Annotated in this window: 12 protein-coding genes; 9 read left to right on the top strand and 3 right to left on the bottom strand. The window is 45.4% G+C overall.

Annotated elements, in window-relative coordinates; translation table 11 throughout:
• The first annotated feature begins 140 nt into the window (after nucleotides 1-140).
• The 4 genes from BLP63_RS05115 to hutG all read left to right on the top strand — a co-directional run bounded on the left by BLP63_RS05115 (nucleotide 141) and on the right by hutG (nucleotide 6,078).
• The gene (locus BLP63_RS05115) at nucleotides 141-1,799 is read left to right on the top strand and encodes a PucR family transcriptional regulator (RefSeq protein ID WP_092589810.1); all 1,659 of its coding nucleotides are present in this window, start codon (nucleotides 141-143) and stop codon (nucleotides 1,797-1,799) included.
• A gap of 441 nt (nucleotides 1,800-2,240) precedes the next feature.
• Nucleotides 2,241-3,377: a DUF917 domain-containing protein gene (locus BLP63_RS05110; RefSeq protein ID WP_092589809.1), complete on the top strand. Its 1,137-nt coding sequence runs from the start codon at nucleotides 2,241-2,243 to the stop codon at nucleotides 3,375-3,377.
• A 121-nt stretch (nucleotides 3,378-3,498) separates the two neighbouring features.
• A complete protein-coding gene (locus tag BLP63_RS05105; protein ID WP_170829297.1) occupies nucleotides 3,499-4,806 on the top strand; it encodes a purine-cytosine permease family protein in 1,308 nt (435 codons plus the stop codon).
• A 240-nt stretch (nucleotides 4,807-5,046) separates the two neighbouring features.
• Nucleotides 5,047-6,078 carry a formimidoylglutamase gene (hutG, locus tag BLP63_RS05100; RefSeq protein WP_092589807.1) on the top strand — a complete coding sequence of 344 codons (1,032 nt, stop codon included), beginning with the start codon at nucleotides 5,047-5,049 and terminating at the stop codon, nucleotides 6,076-6,078.
• 178 nt (nucleotides 6,079-6,256) lie between these two features.
• On the opposite strand, the gene BLP63_RS05095 is transcribed toward hutG, so the two are convergent.
• Nucleotides 6,257-8,179, bottom strand: a complete 1,923-nt coding sequence (locus BLP63_RS05095) for a sensor histidine kinase (RefSeq protein ID WP_170829296.1) — start codon at nucleotides 8,177-8,179, stop codon at nucleotides 6,257-6,259.
• A gap of 162 nt (nucleotides 8,180-8,341) precedes the next feature.
• A complete protein-coding gene (locus tag BLP63_RS05090) occupies nucleotides 8,342-9,661 on the bottom strand; it encodes a YjiH family protein (RefSeq protein ID WP_092589805.1) in 1,320 nt (439 codons plus the stop codon).
• A gap of 181 nt (nucleotides 9,662-9,842) precedes the next feature.
• Here BLP63_RS05090 and BLP63_RS05085 point away from each other — a divergent pair, with 181 nt between their 5' ends.
• The 5 genes from BLP63_RS05085 to BLP63_RS05065 all read left to right on the top strand — a co-directional run bounded on the left by BLP63_RS05085 (nucleotide 9,843) and on the right by BLP63_RS05065 (nucleotide 15,425).
• A complete protein-coding gene (locus BLP63_RS05085) occupies nucleotides 9,843-10,544 on the top strand; it encodes a response regulator transcription factor (protein WP_092589804.1) in 702 nt (233 codons plus the stop codon).
• Nucleotides 10,545-10,640: 96 nt separating this feature from the next.
• Complete coding sequence (locus tag BLP63_RS05080) at nucleotides 10,641-11,165, top strand: MarR family winged helix-turn-helix transcriptional regulator (RefSeq protein ID WP_242870804.1); 525 nt, start codon at nucleotides 10,641-10,643, stop codon at nucleotides 11,163-11,165.
• Nucleotides 11,155-12,990 (top strand): ATP-dependent zinc metalloprotease FtsH, encoded by a 1,836-nt coding sequence (ftsH, locus tag BLP63_RS05075; protein WP_092589802.1) that lies wholly within the window; start codon nucleotides 11,155-11,157, stop codon nucleotides 12,988-12,990. The genes BLP63_RS05080 and ftsH overlap by 11 nt, the downstream gene beginning before the upstream one ends.
• A 242-nt stretch (nucleotides 12,991-13,232) precedes the next feature.
• Entirely contained in the window at nucleotides 13,233-14,243 is a 1,011-nt protein-coding gene (locus BLP63_RS05070; protein WP_092589801.1) for a stalk domain-containing protein, read from the top strand.
• 204 nt (nucleotides 14,244-14,447) lie between these two features.
• The gene (locus BLP63_RS05065) at nucleotides 14,448-15,425 is read left to right on the top strand and encodes a hypothetical protein (RefSeq protein ID WP_092589800.1); all 978 of its coding nucleotides are present in this window, start codon (nucleotides 14,448-14,450) and stop codon (nucleotides 15,423-15,425) included.
• 139 nt (nucleotides 15,426-15,564) lie between these two features.
• Here the strand turns inward: BLP63_RS05065 and BLP63_RS05060 are convergent, their stop codons facing one another.
• A complete protein-coding gene (locus tag BLP63_RS05060) occupies nucleotides 15,565-16,482 on the bottom strand; it encodes a sensor domain-containing diguanylate cyclase (protein ID WP_092589799.1) in 918 nt (305 codons plus the stop codon).
• Nucleotides 16,483-16,542: the final 60 nt, after the last annotated feature.

Raw genomic sequence — 16,542 nt, 5'->3', positions numbered from 1 at the left:
TGCCTATAAATTTAGGTAGCTTAAACACTACCTTCCCAAAAGCAGGTAATTCGGATTCGGGTTAAACAATTTACAAATTGAAATATGATATAATTATTCATGACCATGAACTGAAAACAAACCTTTGAGGAGGTTTACTAATGGATATTACAGTTAGCGAAGCGTTGATGATCGGTAAATTAAAAGAAGGCAAATTAGTAGCTGGTGAAACTGGATTAAATAACGTAATCAAGAGTGTAAGTGTTATTGAAGTTCCCAGCGCTACGTCATGGTATAGAGGTGGAGAACTGCAGCTTTCGGCACTATATTCGATTGGAAATGATGATGAAAAATTGAGGCAATTATTACTTGACTTATCAAAACATAATTGTGCTGGTTTAGTGGTTTGTCACTTTGGAGTTTGGCTAAAAAAAATATCTTATTCAAATATTGAATTAGCAAATGATCTGGGCTTTCCAATTATTACATTACCAAAGCATATTGCTTACATTGACATTATTATGCCATTGGTTGATCGAATATTAGAACGTAAAAACAGAATGTTAGAGTACTCTTTGAAAGTTCACGATGAAATGACCAAGGCAGTTATTGATGGCATGAATTTGGCTGATTTGGTAGAATTACTTTCGAACTTAATAAAAAAGCCGGTTCTTATGATTGATCCATACGATGAATACTTTATGTGTGAAAACATTAAAACCTTTGCAGATGACAAAATTGTTTGTAAAATTCACGATTGGATAATCAATAATATTACAAACATAACAAAGAATAAGTATGGCATATTTTCTGATTATGAAAGTACGGATTTGTCGAACACTTTGATAAATCCAATTATTGTTGGGGAATCATTATATGGTTTTTTTGTAATTTTTAACTCAAGTGATCTTGGAGAATTAGATCATATTGCAATAGATCATGCGAAAACAGCAGTTACATTAGCATCAATAAAAAAAATCAGGATGAAAGAAATCAGGCAGAGAATTGAGAGCGAATTCTTTGATGATCTTCTGAATATGACTTTTAAAGATACTGCTACCATATCTAAGAGAGCCAAGAATTTCGGATTGGATATAACATCAATCACATGTGTCATCGTTGTAGAAATTGACAATACGTTATTACTTGATCGCAGTTTTACAGAAGAGAAATGGATGGAGTTAAATTCTGTTGCACACAATAAAATCAAAAAAGAACTTTTTAAGGAAAATTATAATAATATCGTAATATCTCATGGAGATAAAATAGTAATTTTACTTTGTAAAGATGATTCAAAGCAAGGTTTAATTAAAAGAATCACTACATTTAGTGAGTCAATAATTAAAACTGTCCATTCGATATTAAAATCTGATGTAATTATTGGAGTGGGAAATGAATTTGACACTATCATGGGAATAAGTAACAGTTTTCAAAATGGTCTTAAAGCATGTGAAATTGGTAGGAAAATAGATAATCAAAGCAGTATTCACTTTTACAAAAATATACAATTGTTTGATCGACTGGATGAATTTATTAGAAATACTGATATGGAACTTTGGATAAATCGAAAATTAGATAAATTAAACGAATCTGATGTAAAGAACAATACAGAATTGGTGAAGACTTTTAGATGTTTAATTGAAAATGCACAAGATACTTTAAAAGTTTCGGAGTTATTGTTCGTACATAAAAATACAGTTTTAAATCGAAAAAGGAAGATTATAGAAATAATGGAGTTGAATCCGTTTGATAATATGTATAGAATTCAATTTGAAATTGCTTTTTTACTAAAAAAAATGAGTGACACAGAAAGACTATAATTAAATGTATAATTTTAGTGATTCCATTATCAAAATATCCAATTGTCCAATTTATGGAGGCGTCATTTGGCATGCTCCCATAAATAAGATCCTGTTTTTCGATAACGTATTGATAGGTTTACTTGATGTCGTAATCGAAATGAGCAGGAATAAGTAATTTGCAAAATAGATCAATTTCATTGAGTCACCCCTTCTTGTCGGGTTTTGTATCGTAACTTATCGATTCGACAAATAGGGGTGATTCTATTTTCAAGGTTTTGAAATCTAATTTTTAACGACAAAATATTTCATGACACAAGTTTTTTAGAAACTTGGATTGGAGGTTTATCCCCTGTGCACTTGCACAATTTGCTAATCGATTAGTGTTACAAGCCACAATTAATAATAGTTGGATCCGACTTATAATGTAAGTGGAAAACTAATTTAAGAGGGAGGTAAAATATGAAACTTACAACTAAGCAAGAGGTTGAGGATTTTGTAAGAGGATGTACATTTTACGCAACCGGGGGTGGTGGACTGCCTGAAAATGGAGTAAATTCTTTGATGAGTGAGATAGAAAAGGGTAAAGAAGTTGGTTGGATTGAAGTTGATCATCTATCTGATGATGTTTTGACCGCATGTCCATTTTTAATGGGTTCTATTGCCCCACATAGTTCAGAAGTAATTAATGAGATGGAAGGATTTGGTTTTGTAGAAGGTGTGAATAGTGAAAAAGAAAGGTTGGCTAAAGCTGTTATTGAGCTGGAACATTATACAGGCTTAAAAATTGATGCCATTGTTCCAATTGAATTAGCTGGTGCCAATACATCTGGCCCAGTATCAGCTGCTGTATCACTTGGCAAGCTTGCTGTAGATGGAGATTTTTGTGGTAGGGCAATTCCAGAAATACTTCAAATCACACCCTATCTGCATGGAAAAGATTATTTGCCAATAACTTCAGTTGATGAATGGGGAAATGTTTGCATCATAAAAGAATCTACAAGTCTAAGAGTAGCAGAACGTGTTGGTAAAATGATAAGTGCTTCTGCATATGGATTAGCCGGACAAGCTGGCTTTGTAATGACGGGTAAGGAATTGAAAGAAACGATTATTCCAGGAACACTTACTGAAGCATACGAATTAGGAAAACATATCAGAATATCAAGAGAACAAAATTTAGATGTTATTAATCAGATTACTTGCAAGACAAAAGGTTGGTTATTAGCCAAAGGTAAAATTCAGAGCTTTGAAGATGAAGACAGAATTGGATATTATTGGGGAAATACAATAATAAGCGGCGTAAATGAATTTGATGGAGATACATTTAAGATTTGGTTTAAAAATGAAAATCATGTAATGTGGAAGAATGAGAAACCTTTTGTTACCAGCCCGGATTTGATTTGTATTGTTGATTTAGAGACAGGTGAACCTATTCCAAATCCTAAAATTATTGTTGGCCAAAATGTAGCGGTGATCGGCATTTCTTCAAAGCCTCAGCTAAGGAGCAAAAAAGCAATTGATGTCCTAGGCCCTAGATATTTTGGCTTTGATATGGATTATATTCCAATTGAGGATATTGTCGATACACAGAAGAAATAGTTACAAACATAAGAAGTTTTGCTGTCGAATGCATCTTACATTAATATAATTAAAGCTTAGTAAGTTGTCGTTATTCCTAACAAGTTAAAAGCATTTGAAAAACCTAATGGGAGGGTTATTTATGGCAGATAGTAATAAGGACTATAAAGATAGTGCATTATATGACTACCCAACTGAACCAGTTCCCAAGGAAAAGCGAAGGAATTTATTAGAATTATCATGTGTAACTGCAGGCTTAGCTGTAGCAATGTCTACATTATACACAGGCGCATCATTAGCAACCATGTTTACTTTCAAAGATGCTGTATTGTCAATCCTTGGTGGTTGTATCTTCTTGCTTATAATGGCAGGTGTAGTGGGTGGTATCGGCGCAGACTGTGGAGTAACATTCTCAGTATTATCGAGACATTCATTTGGTAGAAAAGGATCAAAAATTGTTGGTTTGATCTGGGCAATAACTTTAACAGGATGGTATGCATATCAAACTGGTTTTTTTGGACAAACTATAAATATGCTATATCCAGATAGCTTTTTGGGGCAAATTCCCGTAGCTGCATTTTGGGGCGGAATTCTAATGATGACTACTGCGATCATTGGTTATAAAGGTCTTTCTATTTTGAGTACGATTGCATCTCCAGTCATCTTAATAATTTGCGGATGGGGAAGTTATTTAGCAATTAATAATTTGGGGATCGAAGCTATTATGCAAATTGCACCAGAGACCCCGGCATCCTTAGGAACAGGGATTACAATAGTTATTGGAGGATGGATTGTAGGTAGTATTATGCAACCTGATGTATCTAGATATGTAAAAAATAAGCGCCATAATTGGATAGCTTCATTCATCGCTATGATTGTATTTGCTTGTGCAAATTTAGCAGGAATGATCATGGTTAAAGCCGCAGGAACAGATACCATTATGGGTGCAATGGTTGGTTTGGGGATGGGATTATCCTCGTTATTAATGGTTATTTTAGCCCAATGGACAAGTAACGATAATAACTTGTATTCAGCTTCATTAGGAGTTTCAAATATTAAACCGATACCAAAATATAAGATTTCAATAGTACTCGGTATCATTGCTACTCTAATTGGCGTATTAGGCATTACAGACTACTTTGTTCCGTTTTTAGTATTCTTGGGCTTGTTTGTACCTCCTATAGGTGGTGTTATCGTAATTGACTACTATATGCTTGGCAAGAAGGATGAATATACATTTGATAAAAACACTCAATATAAGCAATGGAACATTGTGGCTTTGATTTCAGTTGTTCTGGCGAGTGTATTCGCTAAACAAATTTCATTTGGTGTTGGGGCAATTAACTCATTTATCATAGGGGGAATTATCTATTTTTCACTGATGAAAATTGTTATAAGGCAAAATATAAGTCTTTATGATGGCGGAAAGGTTACACATGAAGAAGCTTAAGTAAGCAATAAAATTGGGGGATTGTAAGTTATCAAAAATAGTTTACAATCCCCTCTTAGTTTTTTGTTTCGATAATTGGAATATTAAAATTTTTAGTTAGCATGATGAGAAATAACGGCACTCTGCCGTTCTTACACGCCAAAGATTTGACGAATTGTTGACAGCCTTATGCTAAGCTCATTTCAATCCGGTTGGCACATAGCCTCTGAAGCAACCGGGCTGAACTGGAGGGACAAAGTAATGCATGATCAACTGGATCGCTACAAACCCCTGGACAACCCCGAATTATGGCACGGACGTGTGGACAGTGAAGACAACTATTATGCTTTCCGCTGGCATCAGTGCGTCAAAGCTTTAGATTTGACCCAAAAAGCTTTAAAGCCTTTTGAAGGCCCTCTCGGCTTTGCCTTCCTTGGCTTTAAGTCAGATGAGGGCATACGCAGAAACAAAGGCCGTGTAGGTGCGGTCAACGGTCCGGCAAGCATACGCCGCGAGCTGGCGAATTTGCCCTGTACCTTTGATCCCTCTGTGGCGCTGTTTGATGCCGGAGATGTAGTTTGTGAGGACGGCGACCTGGAAGAAAGTCAACGACAGCTTGGACTCGCGGTAAAGAAGCTCCTTGAACTCAAGCTTTTTCCCATTGTCCTTGGCGGCGGCCATGCGGTAGCCTATGGGCATTATCAAGGACTGGTGAGCCACCTGGAGCAGGGACAAACCCCGCCAAGAATTGGCATATTCAATTTCGATGCCCATTTTGACCTCAGGCCTTATCCAAATGGCGGAAGCTCAGGCACCATGTTTAAGCAAATTGCGGATTTAAACGCGGAAAAGAAGCTGCCATTTTTGTATTACTGCGCAGGCGTTCAGCGATACAGCAATACCCTTGAACTGTTTCGCACTGCAGAGGACTTGGGTGTCAGATATAAATTGGCAAGAGACCTTCTAAAGGAAGACCCTTGGCAGATCAGTGAGTCTATAGAGGATTTTTTAGCGGACGCAGATCAGCTCTATGTCACAATTTGCGCGGATGTGTTTTCCTCCGCCTTTGCCCCAGGTGTCAGCGCGCCACAGCCTCTTGGCGTAGATCCGGAGCTGGCTATAAAGATGCTGAAGCTGCTCCTTCGGTCTGGAAAAGCTGTCAGCTTTGACATTGCGGAGGTTTCGCCGCGTTTTGATCAAGACAATATAACGGCGAGCCTGGCTAAAGTTTTAATTTTTACGGTTGTGAACACGCTTTGCCAGAACAGGCATTTACTCATGGCTGAACGATAAAAAAACGGCTGGCACTTAAGTCGCGGGCGTATTTCCTGCCCGTGTCTTAAGCGCCAGCCGCTTTAAAGGGGAAGAGTCTGTCTCAAAAGCCCCCACAAAAAAATGAATCGACAGATGGAAATCAATCACATGATGACCATCTGTCTTTTGTTTCATTTAACTATCGCTGCGAATGATTTCACTTAGTTTCAAGCGGCAGCTCAAACCAAAACGTCGTCCCGCAGCCCTCCTCGGAGGTAAACCTGAGCTCTGAGCCATGGGCCTGCAAAAACGATTTGGCGATAAAGAGCCCAAGGCCATAGCTTTTTTTGCGGTTATGACTGCCGGAAAAGAACATGTCAAAAATCTTGAGCTGATCCTCTTTAGGAATCCCTATGCCATGATCCTCGATCCGAAGCTCGACACGGCTTCCATCGACGCCCTCTACCCGGCGCATGTCCACGCGAATCACACCTCCGGCTTGGGAATACTTCACAGCGTTGCTAAGCAGGTTGTTCCAGACCCTTGAAATTTTAACGGGATCAATGGCCAACTGTCCGGAGTCTATTTCACAAAGGCCTTCAAACTGACAGCCTGCCTCCAGAATATAACGCTTTGAATTCTCAAAGAGGCGTGCGGTGTACGAAGCCCCGTCCACTTCCTCAATGTGAAGCTTTGGCGCGGACTGCGCCTCATAAGCTGAATCCAGGATATCCGAGGAAATGCGCTCCAGATCCGCTGCGCCCTCAACAATTTCACTCAAAAATTTCTCGCGGGTCTCTTCATCTGCGTCCGGCCTCGACAGGAGTGCTTTGCTGTAACCTTTGACCAGCGTCAGCGTGGTCCTTAAATCATGGGAGAGCAAGGAGACGAACTTCGCGGTTTGATCATTGCGGGTCTCAATGGCAGAGGTCAGGGACTCTGTCTGCTTCAGGAGCTGCTCGTTTTCCAGACTGAAGTTTTTGATCAGGGCGCTCAGCGTGGCTTTGAAATTTTGATATGAGCCGCTGAGATTGCTGATTTCGCTGGAGGCACTGTCAGGACCCGCCAGACCGCGGCCACTGTCGGAACCGAACAGCTTGTCGGAATCTCCCAAGTCTCTGATGGCGCTTGAAACCGACTGGGTCAGACGCTGACTGCTTTTGGCGGCCAGGTTGATGGAGTGGGTGATGGCGACTATTGGCGCAGTAATCTTTCCGGAGATGTAGAGCGCTGCAAGGACTGCCAGTACACTGGTGATCACGCCAATCAGGATGACGTCCGACAGCAGGCTGATGGACTTCGCGCGAAGCTCCGCCTCCGGGAGGACGGCGATCAGGATCCAGCGGTTACTGTCCATGCGTTTGAACATCATCCGCTCACTGCCATCTTCAGAGGCTTGAATGACGGGGAGGGCAGAGGCGCCCATCCCTGACTCGCTTTCCAGGTCAAAGACTTCCGGAAGCTCAATGGTCGCCGCTGTGGCGATGAGCGAAACTTCGGGGTGGGAGAGGATACGGCTCTGTGAGTCCAGAATGATGTAGTAGCCGTTTTCACCCAGCTCAAAGGTCTTGACTATGCTGGAAAGGTACTCCGCGTAAATCGCAATGCCGGCGTGGGCCAGCAGCGCGCCCTCTTCGTTGTAAATGGGGCTGACGGTGATGACGATCAGCGAGTCATCCGCCCGGCCGATCAGAATGTCGCTGGTGACGGTTTCCCCGGTGCGCAGGGACTTTTGATAGTAATCCCGGGTCGACAGATCCAGCTGGATGAAGCTGGGGTCTGTCGCGGCGGTAATGTGGCCGGTCAAGTCCAGGATAAACATATCCATGTAGTGCTTTGGCGCGTCGGTCTGCGCAGTCTTTAGCGCTTTCAGATAGGCGCTCGCTTCCTCCTGGGACAGCCCGCCTTCCAGGAAACGCCTGACGGTCAGATCGCCTGCGAGATTTTTGGTTTCCAGCTGTGTAATCTCAAGCAGGAGATCAATGTTTTCTTTCGCCCGCTCCAGCTGGGCAGACATGTAGTCGCTGGCGTCCTGATTGATGATGCCGGCGGACCTTCGATACAGCAAATAACTGACGGAAACTGTCAAGAATAGGATTAAAGCACATAAAACCAGTGCCAGGCGTCTTCTCAAGCTCATGGGCATCCCTCGCTCTCGTCTTTTCGTCCTCGATTGATGCATCGACAAACAAAAACTATAAAAAGTGCCTGAGCCGATGGTCATCAGCCCAGACACCTTAATTGTACCATAAACATGAAGCGTTGAGCGTTTTTGCGGCTCAGGGACCATCGGCCTCAGCCTTTAAAACAACAGGAACGCGACTGGCGTTGCGAAGATCAATGTCAAAACCGTTCTTTCAAACCAGATGATCAGGATGTCCTTGATTTTTAGCGGGATCTCAGTGGAGAGAATGCATGGGATGGACGCGGAGAAGAATAGGATAGCCGAAACGGAGACGACGGCTATGATATACTTCGTGACCATAGGGGCTTCCACGACGAGAAGTGCCGGGAGGAACATCTCCGCGATTTCAAGGGCCGAGGCTTTAGCCGCGAGCATAGGCTCCGGAATTTGCAGTGCCCAGGTGAATGGATAGAAGATGTAGCCTATGACGTCGAATACCGGCGTATACTTCGCGAGAAGGAGTCCGAGGAGGCCAACGGAGAGAATGGTTGGGAGAATGCCCATGGCCATGACGAAGCCGTCTTTTAAGTTATCTGTGACGTTTTTCCCAATAGGGAGGGCATGGCTCGTCGCCTTCAGGCCTTCGTCAACGGCGTTTTTGAACAGGTTGCCGTGAAGCTCCGGCTCAGGGTCGCCCACTTCTGTGATATAGTCGTCGCTCTTATTTTTAAGCGGGTAGATTCTGACGGTGATGGCGGTGACTATGAAAGTGATGACCAGCGTAGACCAGAAGTAGGCGTTCCAGTGGTCCATAAGGCCAAGGGTCTTGGCCACAATGATCATGAAGGTCGCTGAAACGGTGGAGAAGCCTGTAGCGATAATGGACGCTTCCTTGATGGTGTATTTGCCTTCTTTGAAAACGCGGTTGGTGATGAGGAGGCCTATGGAATAGCTGCCAACGAAGGACGCGACCGCGTCAACCGCTGAGCGGCCAGGCGTCTTCCAGATAGGGCGCATGACGGGTCTGACAATGACGCCAATGAATTCGAGGAGGCCATAACCGACCAGGAACGCCAGGAATACCGAACCAATAGGGACAATAAGACCTACGGGAATGACGAGCTTGTTAAGTAAGAATGGGATCATATCAGGTTCAAAGAGAAATGCCGGACCAAAATTGAACACGGCCATGAATGCGACACCAATGCCAATGACTTTGAAGATGGAGAAGAAGAGGGTGACGGGATCTTTGTTCCAGGTTCTGATGATGAAGGGACGCAGGCCACCCATGATGATGACGGCGAGGGCGTAAAATTTCGCGGCGCCGCCCGAAGTTGTCGTTATAAAGGTGACTAAATGGTCGAGGGGGATGGTCGTCTTTTCTCCAATAGTGATGGGGATAAAGAACATCAAGATGCCGATAGCGCTGTAAAGCACCAATTTCGCGAGGTTGTGCGATGAGACGGCCGGTTGCTGGCTGTTGACGCTTTTTTCCATAATATTGCCTCCCCTATGAGTTATAATGATGACGATGAAGTGAAATGATATGACTCACTATACCTCGAAAATTTGAATTTTCTTTAAAATTAACGAAGCCATCATAAGCTTGTCACCAATTTGTCACCAAAGGGTATATAGGTATACAATGACTCGAATGCATATGGAAAGAGGGAGTATAATGCCGAGAATTCTGGTTGTGGATGATGATAAACGCATAGTTAAAATGGTGGAGCAGTTTTTGACCCTTGAAGGCATGAACGTTGTAAAGGCCTATGATGGCAGGGACGCCATTGCCTTGATGGATGAGCGGATCGACCTGGTCCTGCTGGATGTGAACATGGAGGACATAGGGGGTATGGAGGCTTGTAAATGGATTCGCGAACGATACAAAGTACCAATAATTTTTCTCAGCGCGAATATCTCATCCGCGGATAAGATCCTGGGTTTGGGTTACGGTGCGGATGATTATATCACGAAACCCTTCGATCCTATGGAACTGATAGCACGCATTAAAGCCCACCTGAGACGTTATACAGAATACAATGAGATCTTCAAGCCGGATCAGGCCATTCGATTTGGGGACTTTACATTTATTAAAAGTGCCCACCGCTTGATGAAAGGGGAAGAGGAGCTGGTGCTCTCCTCGACGGAATTTAAGCTGCTGACCTTTTTGATTGAGCATCCGGGCGTCGTTTTTTCCCGAAAGATGCTCTTGGCCGAGGTCTGGGAAAGCGAGCACTATGATGAGAACACTGTGACGGCTTATATTAAAAGGCTGAGGCAGAAAATTCGCCTGGGGGAGGATGACCAAGCTTACATTAAATCTGTGCGGGGTGTGGGCTATATTTTTGAGGCAGAGCTTTGTCACCCTGAGAATTAACAAAGCATTATTTAATAGATTCTTAATAATATTTATGATTCATAATAGCTATAATGTATATATATCTAAGAGTGAAAGTATGGAGGTGACGCATTGGTGGTCATTGAGGCATTTAAACGCAGTCTCCTGGACTATTCAAAAAAGATCAACGACTGTACAAACACATTGCTAAACCAAGAGGCAGTGCGTCATGGACTGACGGCCATGCAGCTCAGGCTCCTCATGGAGCTCTATAATGACGGCACCATGGCAATAGGTGAAATGGCCAGCCATCTGGGCCAAGCCGGCACCAATGTGTCAACCATGTGCAAAAGGCTCGAGAAGCTCGGCCTGATCGACAGGCGGCGCAACGCACTGGACGAGCGCATGGTCATGCTGGCTCTGACCAAGGACGGCGAAGCGCGAATGGCGATCATAAACCAAGCCTTTGACAAGAAAATCAGCTACATGATGGATGCGGTTGACGAGGACGAGCTCAAGGAAATGCTCTCCGGGCTGAAAAAGTTCAGCCAGCTGCTCAGCTTGAACACCGGGGTGCCAGATCAAGCCCCACATCAATCTCTACAGACAGAAAAGGGAATGCATAATAACTCGGAGGAGCGCGACGACCATGAAATTTAACGATAACCCCAAGAGGCCCATATACTATTATTATCTGATTGTATTGCTGCTGGTTATGCTGCTGAACGCATTTGTTTTCCCTATGATGACGCAGCCTCAGGTCACCAAGGTCGACTATGGGACCTTTCTGACGCAAGTTGAGGCCGGTACGGTCACCAAAGTCGAGGTGGATGACAAGCAAGTCGTCTACGTTCAGAAAGACGCGCAGGGCAATGATGCGTTTTATGTCACCGGCAGGATTGAAGATCCGCAGCTTGTGGACCGTCTGTATGAGTCCGGTGTTGAGTTCAACAAGGTCATTCCGGCGGAAAGCTCGCCTATTCTCGCCTCCATCCTTGGCTGGATTTTGCCGATGGTCATTTTCATAGCCCTCGGCCAATTCCTCATGAAGAAGATGATGGGCAAAATGGGCGGCAACGCCATGTCTTTTGGCAACAGCAAGGCAAAAGTCTACGTCGAAGCCCAGACTGGGAAATCCTTCGCAGACGTCGCCGGTCAGGAGGAGGCTAAAGAAGCTCTGCAGGAAATCGTCGACTTCCTCCACGATCCAAGCAAATACAAGGAAATCGGGGCCAACATTCCCAAAGGCGCCCTGCTGGTAGGCCCTCCGGGAACAGGCAAAACGCTGCTTGCCAAAGCCGTCGCCGGGGAATCCAAAGTGCCGTTTTTCTCCATTGCCGGCTCGGAATTTGTTGAGATGTTTGTGGGGATGGGCGCGGCCAGGGTCCGTGATCTCTTCAAGCAGGCCCAGGAAAAGGCGCCGTGTATTGTGTTTATTGATGAAATTGATACCATCGGCAAAAGCAGGAATTCAGGGGGGCTGGGTGGCAACGACGAGCGGGAGCAAACGCTGAATCAGCTCCTGACGGAAATGGACGGCTTCGAAGCGGACACAGGGGTCGTCATTCTGGCGGCGACCAACCGTCCGGAAACTCTGGACAAGGCGCTGCTCAGACCGGGACGTTTTGACCGCAGAATTCCAGTGGAGCTCCCGGACCTAGCCGGCCGCGAAGCCATACTTGAGGTCCATGCCAAGAAGGTCAAGCTTGGACCTGCCATAGACTTTAACGCGATTGCACGGGCGACCTCCGGTGCTTCCGGCGCTGACCTTGCCAACATGATCAACGAAGCCGCCCTCAGAGCGGTCAAGATGGGACGGCGCCAGGTCGTGCAGAGCGACCTGGAGGAATCCGTCGAAGTCGTCATAGCCGGCTATCAGAGGAAGAATGCTGTGATTTCCATGAAGGACAAGCTGACCATTGCATACCACGAGATTGGTCACGCGCTGGTGGCGGCGAAACAGTCCCATTCGGCCCCGGTGACGAAGATCACTATAGTTCCGAGGACCTCTGGGGCCCTGGGCTATACCATGCAAGTGGAGGAAACCGAGCAGATTTTGATGACAAAAGAGCAGGCCCTTGACAAAATCTCCACCTTTATGGGTGGCCGGGCAGCAGAGGCTCTGATCTTCGACAGCATCACCACAGGCGCTTCCAACGACATTGAACAAGCCACCAAAATGGCGCGTGCCATGGTGACGCGCTTTGGAATGAGTGAGACCTTTGGTATGATGGCGCTGGAAACGGTGAACAATCCTTATCTCAGCGCGGACACGACCCTGATGGTTTCTTCGGAAACTGCAGCACTGATTGACAAAGAGGTCATGAAGATTCTGGATACGGCCTATCAAAATGCCCGCCGCATTCTTGAGGAGAACAAGGCCAAGCTCCACGAGCTGACAAAGTGTCTGCTCGAAAAAGAAACCATGACCGGTGAGGAGTTTATGAAGGTTTTAAACGCTGAAGAGCCAGTTCAGTCCTGTTAAGCTGGTTAATAATGATCTGAAAAGAAACCGGTGGTGGTTGCCGCCGGTTTCTTTTTATGGTTGAACGAGGTTTGGTTGGGGACAGGGACTTACCGGAGCGCTTTGCTCCGGTAAGTCCCTGTCCCCAACCAAACCTGTCCCCTGCCAAAAAACTTCTGTTACGCTTTCTTAATGTCTTTTCCTGCAACTTTTTAAGAGGCATGGGCGTCTTATTGTCAGACTGATTTGAGAGGAGCATAATAATGATCTTAAAAAACAAAATGAACGTGAAAAACATTACGATGGGCCTTCTGTTAACCAGCTTTTTAATTGGCGGTACGCCACTGGCCTCTTTGGCGGATGGGAAGGCCTTGAGCACTGTGCCTTATTCTGATACCGCGCTTGAGGCGGTCGCTGAGATGAAATATGCCCATTACAACGGCTTTACCGGCAAAATTGAAAGCGTCGAGCCTCATCACAGCATCCCAGAGGCGTTCATGATCCGGGTTCAGGGTGAAGGCGAGGCAATTGCGGACTTTGTCGTCACAAAATCCACTGTCCTGGCTGACCAAGTCAAACTTGAAGTGGGCACAACGGTCACAGGCTGGTATGATACCAGAAAGCCTATGATCCTCATCTACCCGCCGCAATATACTATAGAGCTTGTCACAACTCCGGAAGAGGGCATGTCCCAAAAGGCGGATTATTTTGATGAGACACTCACCAGCGCGGATGGCACCCTGAAGCTTAACCTGGAGCAGGACGGCAGCTTCAAACTCTGGGACAGGCAAGGACAGCTTTACACAGAGAGCCTCGCTGAAAAACACCTTCTGGTCAGCTACAGCTACTCAACCCGCAGTATCCCTGCCCAAACCGTGCCACAGACTGTCTACGTCATTGAAGACCAGAAGTGGCTGACGATAGCTGGTGAAAAGCCTGTCCTGATCAATGGCGAGGTCATCCATGCCTTATCCGCGTTCGTGACGGATGATCAGACAGTGATGGTTCCTTTGCGGGCAGCAGCAGAAGCATTAGGCCATGAAGTGACCTGGCTTCCTGAGACTCAAAGTGTCATGGTGGGAAAAGCCACGCTAACTATAGGTCAGGATGCCTATGCTTTTGCGAGAATGGCACATAAGCCGCTCGGAACAGCACCTGTACTCAAAGACGGCAGAACTTTTGTCCCGCTCAGTTTTTTTGGAGAAATCTTGCCTGAGCTTCATGCTGAAATGTCATCAGGCAAAATTATGATCGCGGCAAATTCTGAAGACTAAATTTAAATAAAACTAAACTAATTTTACCAAAATCCAATTCGATACATGCTTTCAATTGAAGTTTTTATAAGAACTCTACAACTTTAGGCCGGTATTTTGTCAAAAAAACGGCAATTTCTTTAGTAAAACAGAAATGACATTCCTCGCAATTTTTGATATGATCAAATCAGAATTTAGACTATTGAGAGGATGTGTATTTCCGCCATGAGTAAGAAATATGTTCTCGCTGTCCCTAACTTTAGCGAAGGCGCCAACAAGGAAGCCATCGATGCTGCTGTCAACGCCGTCAAAGCTGTAGAGTCTGTCAAGATTGTCGCTGTTGAGCCAGAGGCCAACTTCAACCGTACCGTTCTGACTTTCATCTGTGAGCCGCAGTTCTGCAAGGAAGCAATGGTTAAGCTTGCAGGTGCCGTTTATCAGTATGTCAACATGGAAGTTCAAAAAGGCGACCACCCGCGTATTGGTGCGCTTGACACGGCACCGGTATTCCCGCTCCAGAACATGGACATTGAAGAAGTAAAGGCGCTTGCTGAGGAAATTGGCGTGGCCCTTCACGAGACTTACAAAGTGCCGGTTTACTTCTCTGGCCTCAATGCACGCACGGATTACAAAAAATCCAACACGAACATCCGTAAAGGTCAATATGAGGGCCTCAAGGCGCTTCTCGAAACGCCTGACCATCCTGATCTCGAAATGAGAAAGCCTGACCTTTCTGTTGACGGCAAGCTCAGCCCAACTATGGGTGGCTGCACTGTCAGCGCGGACTACGAAGGTCTTACAGCTTACAACGTTTTCGTTGAGACTGAGGATGCTTCTGTTGCCAACGACATTGCAAAAGTCGTCAAGAATGCTGAAACTGGCTGGACTTCCATCAAAGGCATTGGCTTTAAGGATGAAGGTCACGTGGGCACTGCAGTTTCCATGAACGTCTTCGACGCTGCAAGCACGCCGCTGGCAATGCTCAAAGAGTTCATATCCAAAGAAGCAGACAAGCGCGGTACTAAGGTCATTGCAACGCAAATCGTCGGTCCGGTCAAGCACCAGTACCTCCTCGATTCCGCGAAAGCCCTTGGTTACACTGGCGCGGACAATGACTTTGACGCTATTGCCGCTTGCCTCGCAGACAACATGATGCTCGAAGGCTTCAAAAAAGAGTCCATCATTGAGTACCACCTGGCTTAATCTGTCAAGCTTGACAGATCCGCTAAACAGTATAGTCAGTGTATAAAGATAACCACCTTGATTCTTTCAGCGAATGAACGCCTGAAAGCATCAGGGTGGTTTTTTGTTGGGAAGAGCTTAAGTTTTCATACCAGTCGTTTTACGTCATTTCAACGTCCAAACAATAAACACTGTTCCTTGACGCCTTAGCCAAGTACAGTGCTTTGTCCACAGCAGAAATAAGGCTCTCAGCAGGCGCGTCAAAGTTCGCTTGGACGCTTATGACGCCAAGGCTTGTGGTGATTTTCAAACGTATATTATTTTGCTCAAAGCTTTTTAATTCAATTATATGCCTGAGCCGCTCGGCAATGATCAGCGCTTCGCTCTGTGTGGTCTCAGGCAAAAGCATGATAAACTCATCCCCTGCAAAACGGGCCAAGATGTCATATTCCCGCAGGCTGGCGGTCATCAGCGCAGAGACTTCCTGAAGCAGCCAGTCCCCGCAAGCGTGCCCATACTGATCGTTGACTTGCTTGAAATAATCCAGGTCCATCATGACCAGCCCAGTGTGCGTGCCTGTCCTCTTGGCACGGTCGAGCTCGTGCTCAAGAAATTCCATAAAGCCTCGTCTGTTTAAAAGGCCTGTTAAGAAATCATGGCTCGCCAGCTCGGATGCCAGTGTCGCGGCCTCCAAGGCGGCGCGATAGGCGGACATGGTGTTGCTGACGTCTCGAAAGCTAAGTAAAAACCACAGGTTTCCGCTCTGATCCTCAAAGCACGCGCTGGTCCATTCGCAATCGACACGTTCGTCATCATCAGAGGGGATAAAGGCTGTGACGTTTCTGGATGATTTCTCAGACCGCAGCCTGACGAACTGCTCAGAGAGCGGCGTTTCTTCCCATAGCTTTATAAGCGCCTCCAAACTCAAGTTTTCGAGCGCTGAGAATTCAGCGCGAAATAAAATCTGCGCTGCGGTATTCATGCGTTGGACCTGGCCCTGGCCATCAACCAGGAGCAAGGCATCAGGCGCATTTTTGAAAATGGACGTGTAGCAATCTGGAGGTACAGGTCGATTCAAAGGAATCACCCTTTCTCTTTCTGCAGATCTACTTTAAAAGGAGTTTACATAAATTAATAC

The sequence above is a fragment of the Acidaminobacter hydrogenoformans DSM 2784 genome, from assembly GCF_900103005.1.
GTDB lineage: Bacteria > Bacillota > Clostridia > Peptostreptococcales > Acidaminobacteraceae > Acidaminobacter > Acidaminobacter hydrogenoformans.
The sequence above is the reverse complement of the archived record's forward strand: the minus strand, read 5'-3'. Positions and strand labels throughout refer to the sequence as shown.

Coding starts and splice junctions, on each gene's coding strand:
- BLP63_RS05105 (WP_170829297.1), top strand. CDS start 3,499: ATGGCAGATAGTAATAAGGACTATAAAGATAGTGCATTATATGACTAC.
- BLP63_RS05085 (WP_092589804.1), top strand. CDS start 9,843: ATGCCGAGAATTCTGGTTGTGGATGATGATAAACGCATAGTTAAAATG.
- BLP63_RS05065 (WP_092589800.1), top strand. CDS start 14,448: ATGAGTAAGAAATATGTTCTCGCTGTCCCTAACTTTAGCGAAGGCGCC.
- ftsH (WP_092589802.1), top strand. CDS start 11,155: ATGAAATTTAACGATAACCCCAAGAGGCCCATATACTATTATTATCTG.
- BLP63_RS05090 (WP_092589805.1), bottom strand. CDS start 9,661: ATGGAAAAAAGCGTCAACAGCCAGCAACCGGCCGTCTCATCGCACAAC.
- BLP63_RS05070 (WP_092589801.1), top strand. CDS start 13,233: ATGATCTTAAAAAACAAAATGAACGTGAAAAACATTACGATGGGCCTT.
- BLP63_RS05115 (WP_092589810.1), top strand. CDS start 141: ATGGATATTACAGTTAGCGAAGCGTTGATGATCGGTAAATTAAAAGAA.
- hutG (WP_092589807.1), top strand. CDS start 5,047: ATGCATGATCAACTGGATCGCTACAAACCCCTGGACAACCCCGAATTA.
- BLP63_RS05095 (WP_170829296.1), bottom strand. CDS start 8,179: ATGAGCTTGAGAAGACGCCTGGCACTGGTTTTATGTGCTTTAATCCTA.
- BLP63_RS05110 (WP_092589809.1), top strand. CDS start 2,241: ATGAAACTTACAACTAAGCAAGAGGTTGAGGATTTTGTAAGAGGATGT.